The sequence below is a fragment of the Pseudomonas sp. C11 genome, from assembly GCF_034683865.1.
GTDB lineage: Bacteria > Pseudomonadota > Gammaproteobacteria > Pseudomonadales > Pseudomonadaceae > Aquipseudomonas.
This window is the reverse complement of record NZ_JAWIIP010000007.1, coordinates 52,524-67,566: the sequence shown is the minus strand read 5'-3', so window position 1 is coordinate 67,566 and position 15,043 is coordinate 52,524. Positions and strand designations below refer to the sequence as shown.

Here is a 15,043-nt window from a genome sequence, read left to right as displayed (position 1 = left end):
TTTCGCGCAAGAGTCTGCCGATCAGGCCGCCTCCCGGCAACTCGCTCAACGGCCTCCGGCGACGTCGAGCAGCGCGCCGGTGGTGTAGCTGGCCTTGTCATCAAGCAGCCAGACAATCGCCTCGGCGACCTCTTCGACACGACCAGCGCGGCCCAGCGGAGTTGCCTTGCCCAGAAGCTCGGCGCGATCCGGCTGGCCGCCGCTGGCATGGATTTCGGTATCGATCAGCCCCGGCCGTACGGCGTTGACCCGTACGCCCTCGCCGCCCAGCTCCTTGGCCAGGCCGCGGGTCAGCACGTCCATGGCACCCTTGGCCCCGGCATAGTCGACGTACTCGAAAGGTGAACCGAGGCTGGCGGCCACCGACGACACCAGCACCATCGAGCCACCTTCGCCGCCCCGGCTGCGCGCCATGCGCCGGGCACCCTCGCGGGCGGTCAGATAGCTGCCCAGCACGTTGACCTCGAACATCCGCCGCAGGCGCTCGCCGCTCATGTCCAGCAATGGCATGGGCGGGGCGACGATGCCGGCATTGATCACCAGGCCGTGCAGCGGGCCGAACGTGTCCATGGCCTCGAACAGGCGCAGGACATCGGCCTCATCGGCCACGTCACCCTGCAGCGCGACGGCCTCGCCGCCTGCAGCAAGAATCTGCGCAACGACCTCATCGGCGGCGGCGCGGTCGCTGCGGTAGTTGATGCCCACCGTCCAGCCCTGAGCGGCTGCCAGCAGGGCAGTGGCGCGGCCGATGCCGCGACTGGCACCGGTTATCAGCAGGTTCTTGCTCATGGGCAGGCTCCGCGTCAGGTTCCCGCTCAGACTACTCGCTCGTCACATCCAGCCCAACCAGCGCCACCAGGTCAGGGCAAACACTAACATCAGCCCGTAGCCAATCAGCGTCAGCCAGATACCGGTACGCAGGAACTGCCGGGCGTCGAAGGTTTCGGTGCCGATGCAGACCATGTTCTGCGGCGCGTTGATTGGCAACAGGAAGCCGAAGCTGACCACGTAGCCGAGCAGCATGCTCATGCCCAGCGGATTGATGTCGCCGCCAAGCTGCAACAGCAGGGCAATCATGATCGGCAGCATGGCCGAGGTCAGCGCCGTGGCGCTGGCGAAACCGAGGTGAATCAAGATCAGAAAGGCACCGAGCACGGCGAACACCCAGAACGGTGACAACCCTTCCATACCAAGATTCGCCACCAGCAGCTTGGCCAGCCAGGTGCCTGCACCGGTGGCCAGCACGGCGCCGCCGAGGCTGATACCAACGCCGAAGACGATCACCGTACCCCATGGAATACGCGACTGCGCTTGCTTCCAGCTCATCACACCAAGCCCGGGCATCAGCAAGGCCGCCAGGCCGACCAGCGTCGTGGAGGCCGTGTCGAAGGTATGCAGCTTGCCCTCGGTGGCCCAGAACCCGAGCAGGGTGAGGACGATTGCCAGCAGTTTGCGCTCATCGCCAGTCATCGGGCCAAGCGCACCGAGTGCCTTGCGCACCGCCTCCTTGCCGCCCTCGATGCGGTCGGTTTCCGGCGGCATCACACGCAGGATCACCCAGTACAGCACTGCCGACATCAGTAGGCTCCAAGGCGCCCCGGCGATCAGCCAATCGGTCCAGGTTACCGACTGGCCGAGCAGTTTCTGCATGAAGCCGGCGGTGAGCAGGTTCTGCGCCGCCGAGGTCTGGATGCCGACGTTCCAGATACTGGTGGCCTGGGCGACCAGTATCATGATGCCGCCGGCGAAGGACGAGCGCTTGTCGACACCGAAGGCGGCGATCACGCCCATCATGATCGGCACCACGCAGGCCACCCGCGCCGTGGCGCTGGGCACGATGAAGCTGAGCAGGATAGTCACCACGATGGCACCCAGCAGCACGCGATGCGTGCTGGCGCCGACTTTCGACAGGGTCAGCAGGGCGATGCGCTTGTCCAGCCCGGTCTGGGTCATCGCCGCAGCGATGAACAACGCCGCCGCCACCAGCGCCAGTGCAGAGTTGGCGAAACCGGCCAAGGCCATGCTCAGCGCATCCTTGGTGCCGATCAGTTTGTCCGGGGCGGCCAGGCTCGGCGCACTGCCGAGCAGGAAGGCCATCAACGCCAGAATCATGATGGCGCTGACCTCGTAACTCACCGTCTCGCTGATCCAGACGATCACTGCGAAGGCGAGGATCGCCAGCATGCGCTGGCCGGCAATCGGGAGCCCGACCTGTTGTGGCAGAAGGATGATGCTCAGCCCGACGAGCACGGCCAGAAGCAGTCCCCAGGGCAAGCGAAAGGGTGATTGGGACACAGTGGTTGCAGACATGAGCGCAAGACTCCGGCAAATGACTCAGGCGCACTATGAGCCTCTAGCACGGGCCATACATTGCTTCGTGTCAGTGTTGCGCAGAACTTGAGGGCACCTGACGAGACTGTCTGCGCAACACCGTTATCTGCTTCGGGTTCGTCGTCGAGATGAAAGCGTGCACAAGCGTGCGGCATCGGTTGCGCAAGCCTCGGATTTCGCACGGCCACCCGGTCGATGGGTAGCAAGCAGCCCCTGCGCATGACGGCAAATACCTTAGGGGTTACCATGCGCGCCCATTCGCTTGTCCACAGCCGCTTATGAAACCCGCCTCCCTGCGCGCCGACCTGCTGGCCGGCCTGACCTCGTCCTTCGCCCTGGTGCCCGAATGCATCGCCTTCGCCCTGGTGGCCCAGCTCAACCCGCTGATGGGCCTGTACGGCGCCTTCATCATCTGCACCCTCACGGCCCTGTTCGGTGGTCGGCCAGGCATGATCTCCGGTGCGGCCGGTTCTATGGCGGTGGTGATCGTCGCCCTGGTGGTGCAGCACGGCGTGCAGTACCTGCTGGCTACGGTGCTGCTCGGCGGCGTGTTGATGATCCTGTTTGGTCTGTTGCGCCTGGGCAAGCTGATTCGCATGGTGCCGCACCCGGTGATGCTGGGCTTCGTCAACGGCCTGGCGATCGTCATCGCGATGTCGCAACTGGAGCACTTCCATACCGACAGTGGCTGGCTGCAGGGCGCCGCGCTGTCCTGGATGCTCGGGCTGGTGGCGCTGACCATGGCGGTGGTCTACCTGCTGCCTAAGCTGACCCGTGCGGTGCCACCGGCGCTGGTGGCGATTCTCGGCGTCGGCTTGCTGGTGTACCTGCTCGATCTGCCCACGCGCACCCTTGGCGACATGGCCCATATCGCCGGCGGCTTGCCGCAGTTCGCCCTGCCGGATATCCCATGGAATCTGGAAACGCTGCAAATCATCGCGCCCTACGCGGTGCTGATGGCGTTGGTCGGCCTGCTGGAAACCCTGCTGACCCTCAGCCTCACCGACGAGATTACCCAGAGCCGCGGCATGACCAACCGTGAGTGCGTGGCACTTGGTGCGGCCAACATGGTCTCCGGTGCGTTCGGCGGCATGGGCGGCTGCGCGATGATCGGCCAGACCGTGATCAACCTCAGCTCCGGTGGGCGCGGGCGGCTGTCCGGTGTGGTCGCCGGGGTGATGATCCTGCTCTTCGTATTGTTCCTCTCGCCGCTGATCGAGCGCATTCCGCTGGCGGCGCTGGTGGGCGTGATGTTCGTGGTGGCGCAGCAGACCTTCGCCTGGGGCTCGCTGCGCGTGGCCGGCAAGGTGCCGGCCAATGACGTGCTGGTGATCGTCGCGGTGACCGCCATCACCGTGGCCACCGATCTGGCCACCGCCGTGCTCTGCGGCATCGTCATCGCCGCGCTCAACTTCGCCTGGCAGCACGCCCGCGAACTGTACGCCGACAGCGATATGCAGGCCGACGGCAGCAAGCTGTACCGCGCCCACGGCACGCTGTTCTTCGCCTCCTGCACCACCTTCCTGGCGCAGTTCGAGCCGGCCGACGACCCGCAGCAGGTGACCCTGGACTGCCGCCATCTGAGCTTCGTCGACTACTCGGCCATCGCTGCGCTGAAGACCCTGCGTGAGCGCTACGAACGCGCTGGCAAGCACCTGCGCGTGGTACACCTGTCCTTGCGTTGCAAGCAGTTGCTACGGCGGGCCGGAGTCAGCGACATCGTGCCTGCTCCCTGAACATGACGGTTTAGGCGCACAACCGGGCCATCGCGTTACGTGCTATCGGCCAGTACGACTCGGTTACGCCCGCTGCGCTTGGCTTGGTAAAGCGCGTCGTCGGCGAGCTTGAGAGCCTGATCCAGCGGCTGGTCGTGGTCACTGGCCAAGGTGCTGACGCCGATGCTTACGGTGACGTGCAAAGGCGCTGACAGGCCAAGGCGAAAAGGCGTTCGCTCGACCTCGCCGCGCAACCGTTCAGCCAGTTGTCGAGCCGCCGCCTGTTCCAGCCCTGGCAGTACGACGACGAACTCCTCGCCACCGAAGCGGCTCACCAGATCGTCATGTCGAACCTGGCGTTCGAGCACCTGGGCGAAGGTCTTCAGCACCTCGTCACCCATGGCATGACTGTGCTGGTCGTTGATGGACTTGAAGTGGTCTATATCCAGGAGCAAGAGGCTGGCGCGGCTCACATCCTGCTGCCGACGCCCGTTGAGCAGGGCATTGACACGACGGCTCAGAGCAGCACGGTTGAGCACGCCCGTCAGGGCGTCATGATCGGCGCGGTAGGTGAGACGGCGCCGCAGCTTGCGATTGGCGTTGTAGGCGGCGGCGACGCCCAGCGGGCCGAGGGCGAGAATGGCAATCCCCAAGCGGGCCGATGCCAGCGAATCGAGCCCGGTGTTGGCAAGCCCGAAATGGGCGATATCGCGGGCGATGACGATGATTTCCAGGCCACCACTGAGGCTGCACAGCAGCGCAATCTGGAACGGTCGGTAGCGCACGGCGCACCACAACAAGGGCAATAACGGGAACACTATCGCGCCGGGGCCGCCCCCCACCAGCATGAAGTACAACGACAACACCCAGACCAGCAGAATCACCATATCGCGTGCGCCCATACGCGCCTGAAACGCCCGTATTAGGCGCCAGGGCTTGTTCGGCGCGCAGAGCATGATCGGCGTCAGCAGCAGACCGGCGCAGAACTCTTCGGCGAACCAGTTGAGGTCGATACCCAGGCGTCCGGACAGCAGGCTGAACAGCGTGGCGCCGACCAAGGCACCACCGCTGATGGCCAAGAACAGTGGAATAAGTCCGTTCGGATGCTTCAGTTGCAGGTGCTGGCGAGGAACCCGCCGCAGGATCAACCAGCCAGTCAGCAATTGCGCCAGGTTACTCAGGTTCATCGCCAGGCTGCTGATCCAGGGCGTTGCCCGCCAGAGATCGATCAGCAGCATGCCGCAGAGAATCAACAACCAGCTCCACAGGCTGACGGACTGGCTGCGGCGTACCAATAGCCCCAGCAGCAGCGCATTGGTCGGCCAGAACAACGAGATCCCATCGAAGCTGCGTGTGAGGACACCCAGTATCGACATCACGACTGTGAGCACGAACAGGCTCAGCAGTTGAAGCGGATTGGCGGGCATATGGCAAGCCTGTGCAGTGCAGGGAAGGACGAGCGCTGCTCTTGAGACAGCGCCGCACGCGATTGCCGCTATCGTAACGGTATGCGGGTGGATTTGGACAAGGCCGAGCATTGGCCAACGCAGGTCTTGGACAACGTCATCCACGTCATTCGCGGTTATCGCGACGCTCAATCCTGGTCAACGTGCCACGCACGAAAAAGCCGCTGACGGATCACGCCGTCAGCGGCTTTTTCGTCGACCTGAGAGGGTGTCAGCGGCGCGCGCCTCGTACCCCTTCGGCCAGCTCGCGGCACAGGCCGAGCACACCATCGATGGCCTGCTGCGGGCTTTGCGCCTCTGCAATCTTGTCGATCAGTGCCGAGCCGACTACCGCGCCCTCGGCACGCTTGGCCACTTCGGCGGCGTGCTCCGGGGTGCGGATGCCGAAGCCGATGCACACGGGCAGGTCGGTGTGGCGACGCAGACGCGCCACGGCTTCCTCGACGTGATCCATGGTCGCCGCGCCGGCACCGGTCACACCCGCCACCGACACGTAATAGACGAAGCCGGAGCTGCCGGCCAACACGGTGGGCAGGCGCTCGTCGTCGGTGGTTGGGGTGGTCAGACGGATGAAGTCGATGCCCGCGCTTTGCGCCGGCTCGCACAGTTCGTCGTTATGCTCCGGCGGCAGGTCGACCACGATCAGGCCGTCGACGCCGGCCTCCTTGGCGTCACTGATGAAGCGCTCGACGCCGTAGACGAAGATCGGGTTGTAGTAGCCCATCAGTACCAGCGGCGTGCTCTGGTTGCCTTCGCGGAATTCGCGAACCATCTGCAGCGTCTGCTGCATGCCCTGCTTGCCAGCCAGCGCGCGGATATTGGCGAGCTGGATGGCCGGGCCGTCGGCCATCGGGTCGGTGAATGGCATGCCCAGCTCGATCACGTCGGCACCGGCGTCCGGCAGGCCCTTGAGGATGCTCAGCGAGGTGGCGTAGTCGGGGTCACCGGCGGTGATGAAGGTCACCAGCGCGGCGCGGTTTTCCGCTTTCAGTTCGGCGAAACGGTTCTGCAGGCGGCTCATGCGTGTTTCTCCTGTTCGCCCATGTGGTGCATCACGGTTTGCATGTCCTTGTCGCCACGACCGGACAGGTTGATCACCATCAGGTGATCCTTGGGCAGCTTCGGCGCGCGTTTGAAGGCTTCGGCCAGCGCGTGGGCGCTTTCCAGGGCCGGGATGATGCCCTCCAGGCGGCAGCACTGGTGGAAGGCGGTGAGCGCTTCGTCATCGCTGATCGACACATATTCGACGCGCTTGATCTCGTGCAACCAGGCGTGTTCCGGGCCGACGCCGGGGTAGTCGAGGCCGGCGGAAATCGAGTGGGCATCGGTGATCTGGCCGTCGTCGTCCTGCAGCAGGAAGGTGCGGTTGCCGTGCAGCACGCCCGGCGCGCCACCGGCCATGCTGGCGGCATGCTTGCCAGTGTCGATGCCGTGACCGGCGGCTTCGACGCCGACGATCTGCACGCCTTCATCATCGAGGAAGGGGTGGAACAGGCCGATGGCGTTGGAGCCACCGCCGATGCAGGCTACCAGCGAGTCGGGCAGGCGCCCTTCCTTCTCGAGGATCTGCTCGCGCACTTCGTTGCCGATCACCGACTGGAAGTCGCGCACCATGGCCGGATACGGATGTGGGCCGGCGGCGGTGCCGATCAGGTAGAAGGTGTTGTGGACGTTGGTCACCCAGTCGCGCAGGGCTTCGTTCATGGCGTCCTTGAGGGTGCCGGTGCCGGCGGTAACAGGGATCACCTCGGCGCCGAGCAGCTTCATGCGGAAGACGTTGGCCTGCTGGCGGTCGATGTCGGTGGTGCCCATGTAGACCACGCACTGCATACCGAAGCGTGCGGCCACGGTGGCGGTGGCTACGCCGTGCATGCCGGCGCCGGTCTCGGCGATGATGCGCTGCTTGCCCATGCGCTTGGCCAGGAGGATCTGGCCAATGCAGTTGTTGATCTTGTGCGCGCCGGTGTGGTTCAGGTCTTCGCGCTTGAGGTAGATCTTCGCGCCGCCGAAGTGCTCGCTCAGGCGCTCGGCGTAGTACAGCGGGCTGGCGCGGCCGATGTAATCGCGCTGGAAGTAGGCCAGTTCTTCGAGGAAGGCCGGATCAGTCTTGGCCTTCTCGTATTCAGCGGCCAGCGAGTTGATCAGCGGCATCAGGGTTTCGGCGACGAACTGACCACCGAAGCGGCCGAACAGGCCGCGGGCGTCGGGGCCGGTGCGAAATGAGGTCATGGCGTGCTCCTTGTCGACAGCGCTTGGCTGGCAGGGCGAGTGAGTGATGGGGCTCATTCTATCCCCATGAGGCGCGGCGAAAAGCGATTTGATTGAGCTGACATGTCAGAAAATCTCACAGGTCATGTCTGTGCGCTACGCCTCATTTCCAGACTCGCCGCTGGGCGGTAGAGAACTCGGCCGCGCCTGATCAGTCCCAGCAGCTACGGCCAGGGGGCCGTTCTTCCGGGGAGAAAGCGAATGCACAAGGTATTGGCGGTGGGCGGCATGGTGGCGGCGTGTCTGGGTACGGCCCAGGCGCAAACACTGGATCTGCATGGCATCGGCGTATCGCGCGACGTGCCGTGCAAGGGGCTCGACGTGATCGTCACCGGCAATGGCAACCGGTTCCGCCTCACCGGTGACTGTGGCCAGGTCGAGGTCAATGGCTCCGAGCAGCAGGTAAGTTTCGGCAAGGCTGCCGGCCTGGTGGTGACTGGCGTGAAGAACCGCATCGAGGGCGACCGTGTCACCGGCCTCGAAGTCAGTGGCAGTGAGCACCAGGTTGAAACCGAGGTGCGCGGCGGTGACCAGCAACCGGCGCAGATCGCCATTTACGGTGATAGCAACGTGCTCAAGCTCGCTCTCGATGGCCCGACGCAGATCGAGGTCAACGGCCTCAACCAGCAACTGACCTGGCGTGGCGACGAGCCGCAGATCGAGACCACCGGCGTCGAACACCACATCCAGCAGGACTGATCTGCGCGGCAGGTTGGCGCTCGGCGGTGAACGTGGTTAGATGCCCCTGACTCGTCAGAAAAAATCACCTCTCCCATGAGCCGCGACCTGCCCCCACTCAATGCCCTGCGCGCCTTCGAGGCGGCCGCCCGCCTGCAAAGCGTCAGCCGTGCCGCCGAGGAGCTGCACGTCACGCACGGTGCGGTCAGCCGGCAGATTCGTGTGCTCGAAGAGCAACTCGGCCTCGGCCTGTTCGACAAGGACGGCCGTGGCGTCAAGCTCACCGCCGCCGGCGTACGGCTGCGCGATGCCACTTCGGAAGCCTTCGAGCGCCTGCGCGATACCTGCGCCACGCTGCGCCGTGAAACCGAAGAACGCCCCTTCGTGCTCGGCTGCTCGGGTAGCCTGCTGGCACGCTGGTTCATTCCACGCCTGGATCGTCTGCAGCGTGAGCTGCCGGAGCTGCGCCTGCAACTCTCGGCCAGTCAGGGTGAGCTGGATCCGCGCAGCGCCGAGGTGGACGCCACCCTGCTGTTCGCCGAGCCGCCGTGGCCGGCCGATATGCAGGTATTCGAGCTGGCGCCCGAACGCATCGGCCCGGTGCTCAGCCCGCGCTATGTCAATCATGCGCAACTGAGCGCCGTCAGTGCCGACGCGCTGTATGTCGAGCCGCTGCTGCACACCACCTCGCGCCCGCAGGCCTGGCCGCAGTGGGCGCAGGCCCAGGGGCTGGCAGCCGAGCGCCTGCAGCAAGGCCAGGGTTTCGAGCATCTCTACTATCTACTGGAGGCTGCCGCGGCTGGGCTGGGTGTGGCCATCGCGCCGCAGACGCTGGTCGCCGACGACCTGCGCGCCGGGCGCCTGGTCGCGCCCTGGGGCTTCGTCGCAACCAGCGGCTGCCTGGCGCTGTGGACGCGTCGCACCGACCCGCGCAGCGAGCGCCTGGCGCACTGGTTACGCAAAGAGCTGGCAGAGCACGACGACGCCTGATCAGGTCGTCTACGCCGCAACGCGCGACGTTACCAGCGAGGTGGCGCACGAAGCCGATTGCTAGCATCGCCGGACTTTCCTTTCCCTCAGCGGCCTGGCCGGTTCAGACGAGGCATCGATGTCCAACCCTTGCAGCAATTTCATCCCCTATACGCTGGAAGTGACCGGCAAGGGCATCCACGAAGTCGAGCAGGCGCGGGCGGCGATACCGGCCGGCACACCGATCAACATTGCCTTTCTGGGCAACGAAGATCACGCCCAGCGCATCCAGGCGGCGAAGGTCATTCGGGCCTGTGGCGCCGAGCCGGTGCCGATCATTTCCTCGCGCCGGCTGCGCTCCGAGGCTGATCGTGACGAGCTGATCGGCGCTCTGGTGGCCCAGGCGGCGCCGAAACGCTTCATGTTCGTCGGCGGTGATCCGGCCACGCCGGCCGGGCCTTATCAGGATTCCCTGGCGTTGCTGGCCAGTGGCGTGCTGGAGCGCCATGGCATCGAGCAGGTGGTGATCACCGGCTACCCAGAGGGGCACCCGAAGATCGACAGAAACGAACTGATGCGCGCGCTGAAGTGGAAGCTGGACTTTCTCCGTGAAGCCGGCTGCGCCGTGGAGATCACCACGCAGTTCGGCTTCGATGCCGAGGCGGTGGTGCGTTGGATCGAGCAACTGCGCCAGCAGGGCATCGACACGCCTGTGCGCATCGGCGTGCCCGGGCCAGCCGATGTCGGCAAGCTGCTGCGCTTTGCCCGCCAGTTCGGCGTGGCGACCTCGGCTTCCATCCTGCGGCGCTACGGGTTGTCGATGACCAACCTGATGCAGCGCGTGGGCGCCGAGCGTTACTGGGATCAGTTGCAGGCCGGGCTCGGCGACCGGCAACTGGGCCGCATTGGCTGGCACCTGTATCCCTTCGGTGGAATCGAGGATGGCGTTACCTGGATCAATGCGCGTCTGAGTGCTGACACCGCGTACCAGGCATCGCCGCGTTAGCGCGCCAGTGTGCAAAGGGTGGGGATGGCGTCGGCGATATTGCCAAGTCGACCCGGCAAAGATGACAATGCAATTCATTGTCATTTGATACGAAATCGCGCCATGCCCGCCGACGCCCAGGTGCTGCATACCCTTTACCGTGACCATCACAGCTGGCTGCAAGGCTGGCTGCGGCGGCGCCTGGGCAACGGTTGCGATGCTGCCGATCTGGCGCAGGACACCTTCGTGCGCCTGCTACGTGCCGGCAATGCGGCGAGCATCCGTGAGCCGCGTGACTACCTGGCCACCGTGGCGCGCGGGCTGATGGTCGACTTCCTGCGCCGGCGCTCGCTGGAGCAGGCCTACCTCGAAGCGCTGGCCAATCAGCCGCAGGCCGAGCAGCCCAGTGCCGAGCAGCAAGCCCTGTTGCTGGAAGCGCTGATGGAGGTCGACCGCATGCTCGCCGGCCTTGGCCGCAAGGTGCGCGAGGTGTTCATCCTGTCCCAACTCGACGGCCTTACCTACGCGCAGATCGCCGCCCGCCTGGGCATTTCCCTGCGCAGCGTGAACAACTACATGGCCCGCGCCGTGGAGCATTGCTGCCTGCTGCAGGCGGGCTGGCAGTCATGACCGAGGCGCAGCGCGCCGCGCTCAAGGCGGCCAGTGGTTGGTACGCGCGGCTGTGCTCCGGCAGCGTCGAGGCCGACGAGCAGCAGGCCTGGCAACGCTGGTACGACGCTGACGAGCTTCATCGCCAGGCCTGGCAACAGATCGAGAAGCTACGCGAGCAACTGGGGCTGTTGCCCGGCCCTGTCGCCTCGTCGACTCTGCGTGGTGTCGATCATGGTCGCCGGCGTCTACTCGGCAGCCTGGCTCTGGTCGCCATGGCGTTGCCGCTGGGCTGGTTTGCCTGGCAAAGCGATACCCGCCGCTACTGGTTGGCCGACTTGCGCAGTGGTGTGGGTGAGCGCCGCGAATGGAAACTGAGCGACGGTAGCCGGCTGATGCTCGGCACGGCCAGCGCGGCGCAATGGCATGCCGACGGTCAACGCCGTGTGCTGCGCCTGCTTGCTGGCGAGGCAATGATCGACAGCGCCGACGAGGCGCGTCCGCTACTGGTGGAGACCCAGTATGGCGTGATCCGTAGCCAGGGCGCGCGTTTCTGCGTACGCAGCGATGATCAGGATTGCCAGGTCGCGGTGTTGGCGCAGCGCGTGGAAGTCGCGCCATTGCACCATCTGCCCGATATGCGCGGGCTGGTCGCCGGGCAGCAGGTACGCTTCGATGCCGAGCGAATCGGGCCACAACGCGCCAATGATGCGGCGACCGCCGCCTGGACGCAGGGCAGCCTGATCGCCCTCGACCAGCCGTTGGGCGAGCTGATCGCTGAGCTGGCGCGCTATCGCCACGGTGTGCTGCGTCTCGACCCGGCGCTGGCCGGGTTGAAGGTTTCCGGCAGCTTTCCGCTGACGGATACCGATCGTGCGCTGGCGGCGCTGGAGCATAGCTTGCCGGTGCGTGTGGTGCGGCGCAGTGACTATTGGGTGACGCTGGTACCGAAGGTCTAGGCTCTGTACGAAAAGTGCCTGCGCTCGGTGATGCTTCGTTAAAAACGGGCTGGAACGCCAGCCCGGTCGAATGCTCATTTACAGCTCGTAAACTCGAATGCGAGCCCAGTCCGTTCCTTACCCATTTTTGCGGGGCCGCCATCGGTATCGCCTGACCTTCGCTCGGCGACTTTTCGTACAGGCCCTGGCCAATAAAAATATTCATTGCTGTTTGCACTTTTTTCTCGAATGGCTCGGCCCTCCTGAAATATCGCCTACCGGGCTTTCATTCTCAGGGGAAACTCATGCGTCAACCTCGCTGCAACCTGCATACGCTGACCGCCGCCATTCAGGCCACGTTGCTCTGTTCCGCCCTGGCGCTGGCCGCGCCGATGGTCGTTGCCGCACCCACGGAGTCTGCCGCGCAGGTTCAATCCTTCGACATCCCGGCGGGCTCGTTGGCCGATGTACTCAACCGCTATGCCAGTGCGGCCGGCGTCGCCCTGTCCTTCGATGCCGCACTGTTGCAGGGGCTGCGCAGCGAGGGGCTGCAGGGTAGTTACGCCGTAGAGGACGGTTTCGCGCAGTTGCTGCAGGACAGCGGCTTGCGCGCGGTACGCCTGGGTGACGGCATCTATGGCCTGGAAGCCCTGCCACGGCAGGTTTCACAAGCTGACAACATGGTGGAGCTGAGCCCGGCCGAGATCACCGTCAGCACCCTGCGCAGCGACACCGCCGTCGGCCAGACCAGCCAGCGCGTGACGGTCATCGACCGCCAGCAGATCGAGCAGCAGCTGGCGCTGAGCAGCGATCCGGGGCAGGTGCTGAGCAACCTGATTCCGTCTTACTCGCCGAGCCGGCAGAAGATGTCCAACGCCGGCGAAACGCTGCGTGGCCGTACCCCGCAATTCCTCGTCGATGGCGTGCCGCAGGCCAGTTCGATCCGCAACGATGGGCGCAGCAGCTACACAATCGACCTGGCGCAGATCGAGCGCATCGAGGTGATCCATGGCGCCTCGGCCGAGCACGGCGGTGGCGCCACTGGCGGTATCGTCAACTTCATCAGCCGCCGCCCTGACAGCGATGGGGTCAGCCAGCACGCCGGTGTCAGCCTGGAAAGCGACGACCGCTTCAGCAAGGATGGCCTGAGCTACAAGATGAACTACCGGGTCAGCGCCCAGCAGGGCGACTGGGAAACCCTGTTCGGCGCCACCTGGCAAGAGCGTGGAGCCTTCTACGACGCCAACGACGAGCTGATCGGCGTCGCCTACCCCGGCGAGATTCAGGACACCCGCGACCACGACCTGATGTTCAAGCTCGGTTACTGGCTCGACGACGTGCAGCACCTGCAGTTCAGTGCCAACCATTACGAGCTCAGGGGCAACAACGACTACGTCCCGGTACTCGGCGACCGCGCAGCGGGTATTCCTACCACCGCGCGCAAAGGGCATCCCGAGGGTGATCCGGCGTTCAACGAGAACCGCCAGTACACCTTCAGCTACAGCAACCAGGATCTGTACGGCAACGTGCTCGACGTGCAGCTCTACCACCAGCGCTATCGGGGCCAGTTCGGTGCGTTGCTCTCGGGCTCGTTCCAGGATCCCAACATCGCCCCGATCGGCACCCTGTGGGAGCAGAGCCGCAGCGACTCGGAGAAATGGGGCGGCAAGCTGACCCTGCGGCGCAGCGGCCTGTTCGATGGCCTGCTCGACCTGACCGGGGGTGTCGACCTGATGCGCGACAAGGGCGAGCAGGTGCTGGTGCAGACCGATCGCAGCTACGTGCCGCCCTCCACGTACGACAACCAGGCCGGCTTCCTCCAGGGCGACCTGCACCTGACCGACAGGCTGACCCTGATGGCCGGCGTGCGCCGCGAGCATTCCGAGTTGGATGTGGATGACTTTCACACCGTATGGGGCACCAACAATGCCGGTGGGGTGAGCGTGACCGGTGGCAAGGTGTCGTTCGGCAAGACCCTGAGCAACTACGGCTTCACCTACCAGGCCACCGACTGGGCGCAGCTCTACGGGGGTTATTCCGAAGGTTTCGGCATGCCCGACATCGGCCGCGTGCTGCGCGGGCTCGACGAGCCAGGGCTGGATGTGGAAAGCCTGCTGGAGCTGGAGCCGATCGTTACCCGTTCGCGTGAAGTGGGCCTGCGCCTGAACTTCGAGCGGGTGGACATGGAGCTGAGCTACTACGAGTCCTTCTCCAACCTCGGCGAGCGGCTGTCGGTCAACGACGATGGCAACTACATCGCCAACCGCGAGCGGGTGGAGATCCAGGGCTATGAGCTGACCGGCAATTGGCACCTGAACGATCACCACAGTCTGCGCGGCAGCTATGCCCACAGCCAGGGCAAGTCCGACACCGATGGCGATGGCAAGGTGGACACGCGCCTGACCGGCCTGAACATCTCGCCGGATCAGTACAGCCTGGGCTGGCAGGCCAACTGGAACGACGACTGGTCGAGCTACCTGCAATACAACTACTACGTCAGCCGCAGCTTCGACGACCCGCGCCTGGACTTCGACGGCTACGCCCTGCTCTCGGCCAGTGTCAGCCGCCGCCTGCCGGTGGGCAGCCTGTCGCTGGGCATCGACAACCTCCTCGACGAGGATTACTTCACCTATTACTCGCAGTCGGCGCGCATCGCCGATGACTACAACTTCAAGGGCCGTGGCCGCACCTTCACGTTGGGTTATCAGGTGGAGTTCTAGGGGCTGGGTGGCGGTAACTGACACTTATGCGCTGCGGGCTAGTCTGAAGAAGACACCCCAAAAGGCAGGAGTCCATCATGACCGACCACCACACCTACAAGATGATCGAGCTTGTCGGCTCGTCGCGCAGCAGCATCGAAGATGCCATCGACAACGCCCTGGCCGAATGTGCCAAGAGTGTGCGCAACATGGACTGGTTCGAGGTGGTGAGCACCCGTGGCCATATCGAGAATGGCAAGGTCGGTCACTATCAGGTGACGCTCAAGGTCGGCTTCCGCCTCGGCGACAGCTGACCGGCCTCGTGGCGGCCAGTGCCTGGCGTGGGCACTGGCCAGGGCGCCCAGGTTCCAGCCTGCGCGCCCGA

The 15,043-nt window shown here is 64.9% G+C and carries 13 protein-coding genes; 8 read left to right on the top strand and 5 right to left on the bottom strand.

Annotation, left to right across the window (positions count from 1 at the left end):
* Positions 1-45: 45 nt before the first annotated feature.
* Both VC352_RS12750 and VC352_RS12745 read right to left on the bottom strand, forming a co-directional pair.
* Positions 46-789, bottom strand: a complete 744-nt coding sequence (locus VC352_RS12750) for an SDR family oxidoreductase (RefSeq protein WP_322979929.1) — start codon at positions 787-789, stop codon at positions 46-48.
* A gap of 42 nt (positions 790-831) precedes the next feature.
* Positions 832-2,310, bottom strand: a complete 1,479-nt coding sequence (locus VC352_RS12745; protein WP_322979928.1) for a DASS family sodium-coupled anion symporter — start codon at positions 2,308-2,310, stop codon at positions 832-834.
* Positions 2,311-2,609: 299 nt separating this feature from the next.
* Here VC352_RS12745 and VC352_RS12740 point away from each other — a divergent pair, with 299 nt between their 5' ends.
* Complete coding sequence (locus VC352_RS12740) at positions 2,610-4,067, top strand: SulP family inorganic anion transporter (protein WP_322979927.1); 1,458 nt, start codon at positions 2,610-2,612, stop codon at positions 4,065-4,067.
* A 35-nt stretch (positions 4,068-4,102) separates the two neighbouring features.
* Here VC352_RS12740 and VC352_RS12735 read toward each other — a convergent pair whose 3' ends face one another.
* The 3 genes from VC352_RS12735 to trpB all read right to left on the bottom strand — a co-directional run bounded on the left by VC352_RS12735 (position 4,103) and on the right by trpB (position 7,741).
* The gene (locus VC352_RS12735) at positions 4,103-5,473 is read right to left on the bottom strand and encodes a diguanylate cyclase (protein WP_322979926.1); all 1,371 of its coding nucleotides are present in this window, start codon (positions 5,471-5,473) and stop codon (positions 4,103-4,105) included.
* A gap of 250 nt (positions 5,474-5,723) precedes the next feature.
* A complete protein-coding gene (trpA, locus tag VC352_RS12730; RefSeq protein ID WP_322979925.1) occupies positions 5,724-6,533 on the bottom strand; it encodes a tryptophan synthase subunit alpha in 810 nt (269 codons plus the stop codon).
* Positions 6,530-7,741, bottom strand: a complete 1,212-nt coding sequence (trpB, locus tag VC352_RS12725) for a tryptophan synthase subunit beta (RefSeq protein WP_322979924.1) — start codon at positions 7,739-7,741, stop codon at positions 6,530-6,532. Before trpB ends, trpA begins: the two co-directional genes overlap by 4 nt.
* A 240-nt stretch (positions 7,742-7,981) precedes the next feature.
* Between trpB and VC352_RS12720 the strand changes: the two genes are divergently transcribed.
* The 7 genes from VC352_RS12720 (at position 7,982) to VC352_RS12690 (ending at position 14,972) form a co-directional block, all read left to right on the top strand.
* On the top strand, positions 7,982-8,479 hold the full coding sequence (locus tag VC352_RS12720; RefSeq protein WP_322979923.1) for a DUF3060 domain-containing protein: 498 nt from the start codon (positions 7,982-7,984) through the stop codon (positions 8,477-8,479).
* Positions 8,480-8,554: 75 nt separating this feature from the next.
* Positions 8,555-9,448: a LysR family transcriptional regulator gene (locus VC352_RS12715; protein ID WP_322979922.1), complete on the top strand. Its 894-nt coding sequence runs from the start codon at positions 8,555-8,557 to the stop codon at positions 9,446-9,448.
* Between the two features lie 118 nt (positions 9,449-9,566).
* A complete protein-coding gene (locus tag VC352_RS12710; protein WP_322979921.1) occupies positions 9,567-10,433 on the top strand; it encodes a methylenetetrahydrofolate reductase in 867 nt (288 codons plus the stop codon).
* A 102-nt stretch (positions 10,434-10,535) separates the two neighbouring features.
* Positions 10,536-11,042 carry a sigma-70 family RNA polymerase sigma factor gene (locus tag VC352_RS12705; protein WP_322979920.1) on the top strand — a complete coding sequence of 169 codons (507 nt, stop codon included), beginning with the start codon at positions 10,536-10,538 and terminating at the stop codon, positions 11,040-11,042.
* Positions 11,039-11,980 (top strand): FecR domain-containing protein, encoded by a 942-nt coding sequence (locus VC352_RS12700; protein ID WP_322979919.1) that lies wholly within the window; start codon positions 11,039-11,041, stop codon positions 11,978-11,980. Before VC352_RS12705 ends, VC352_RS12700 begins: the two co-directional genes overlap by 4 nt.
* Positions 11,981-12,264: 284 nt before the next feature.
* Entirely contained in the window at positions 12,265-14,679 is a 2,415-nt protein-coding gene (locus VC352_RS12695) for a TonB-dependent receptor (protein WP_322979918.1), read from the top strand.
* A gap of 77 nt (positions 14,680-14,756) precedes the next feature.
* The gene (locus tag VC352_RS12690; RefSeq protein WP_322979917.1) at positions 14,757-14,972 is read left to right on the top strand and encodes a dodecin; all 216 of its coding nucleotides are present in this window, start codon (positions 14,757-14,759) and stop codon (positions 14,970-14,972) included.
* Positions 14,973-15,043 lie beyond the last annotated feature (71 nt).

Bases quoted from the DNA above. Each gene is read 5' to 3' on its own strand.
- VC352_RS12750 (WP_322979929.1), bottom strand. From the start codon at position 789: ATGAGCAAGAACCTGCTGATAACCGGTGCCAGTCGCGGCATCGGCCGC.
- VC352_RS12745 (WP_322979928.1), bottom strand. From the start codon at position 2,310: ATGTCTGCAACCACTGTGTCCCAATCACCCTTTCGCTTGCCCTGGGGA.
- VC352_RS12740 (WP_322979927.1), top strand. From the start codon at position 2,610: ATGAAACCCGCCTCCCTGCGCGCCGACCTGCTGGCCGGCCTGACCTCG.
- VC352_RS12735 (WP_322979926.1), bottom strand. From the start codon at position 5,473: ATGCCCGCCAATCCGCTTCAACTGCTGAGCCTGTTCGTGCTCACAGTC.
- trpA (WP_322979925.1), bottom strand. From the start codon at position 6,533: ATGAGCCGCCTGCAGAACCGTTTCGCCGAACTGAAAGCGGAAAACCGC.
- trpB (WP_322979924.1), bottom strand. From the start codon at position 7,741: ATGACCTCATTTCGCACCGGCCCCGACGCCCGCGGCCTGTTCGGCCGC.
- VC352_RS12720 (WP_322979923.1), top strand. From the start codon at position 7,982: ATGCACAAGGTATTGGCGGTGGGCGGCATGGTGGCGGCGTGTCTGGGT.
- VC352_RS12715 (WP_322979922.1), top strand. From the start codon at position 8,555: ATGAGCCGCGACCTGCCCCCACTCAATGCCCTGCGCGCCTTCGAGGCG.
- VC352_RS12710 (WP_322979921.1), top strand. From the start codon at position 9,567: ATGTCCAACCCTTGCAGCAATTTCATCCCCTATACGCTGGAAGTGACC.
- VC352_RS12705 (WP_322979920.1), top strand. From the start codon at position 10,536: ATGCCCGCCGACGCCCAGGTGCTGCATACCCTTTACCGTGACCATCAC.
- VC352_RS12700 (WP_322979919.1), top strand. From the start codon at position 11,039: ATGACCGAGGCGCAGCGCGCCGCGCTCAAGGCGGCCAGTGGTTGGTAC.
- VC352_RS12695 (WP_322979918.1), top strand. From the start codon at position 12,265: ATGCGTCAACCTCGCTGCAACCTGCATACGCTGACCGCCGCCATTCAG.
- VC352_RS12690 (WP_322979917.1), top strand. From the start codon at position 14,757: ATGACCGACCACCACACCTACAAGATGATCGAGCTTGTCGGCTCGTCG.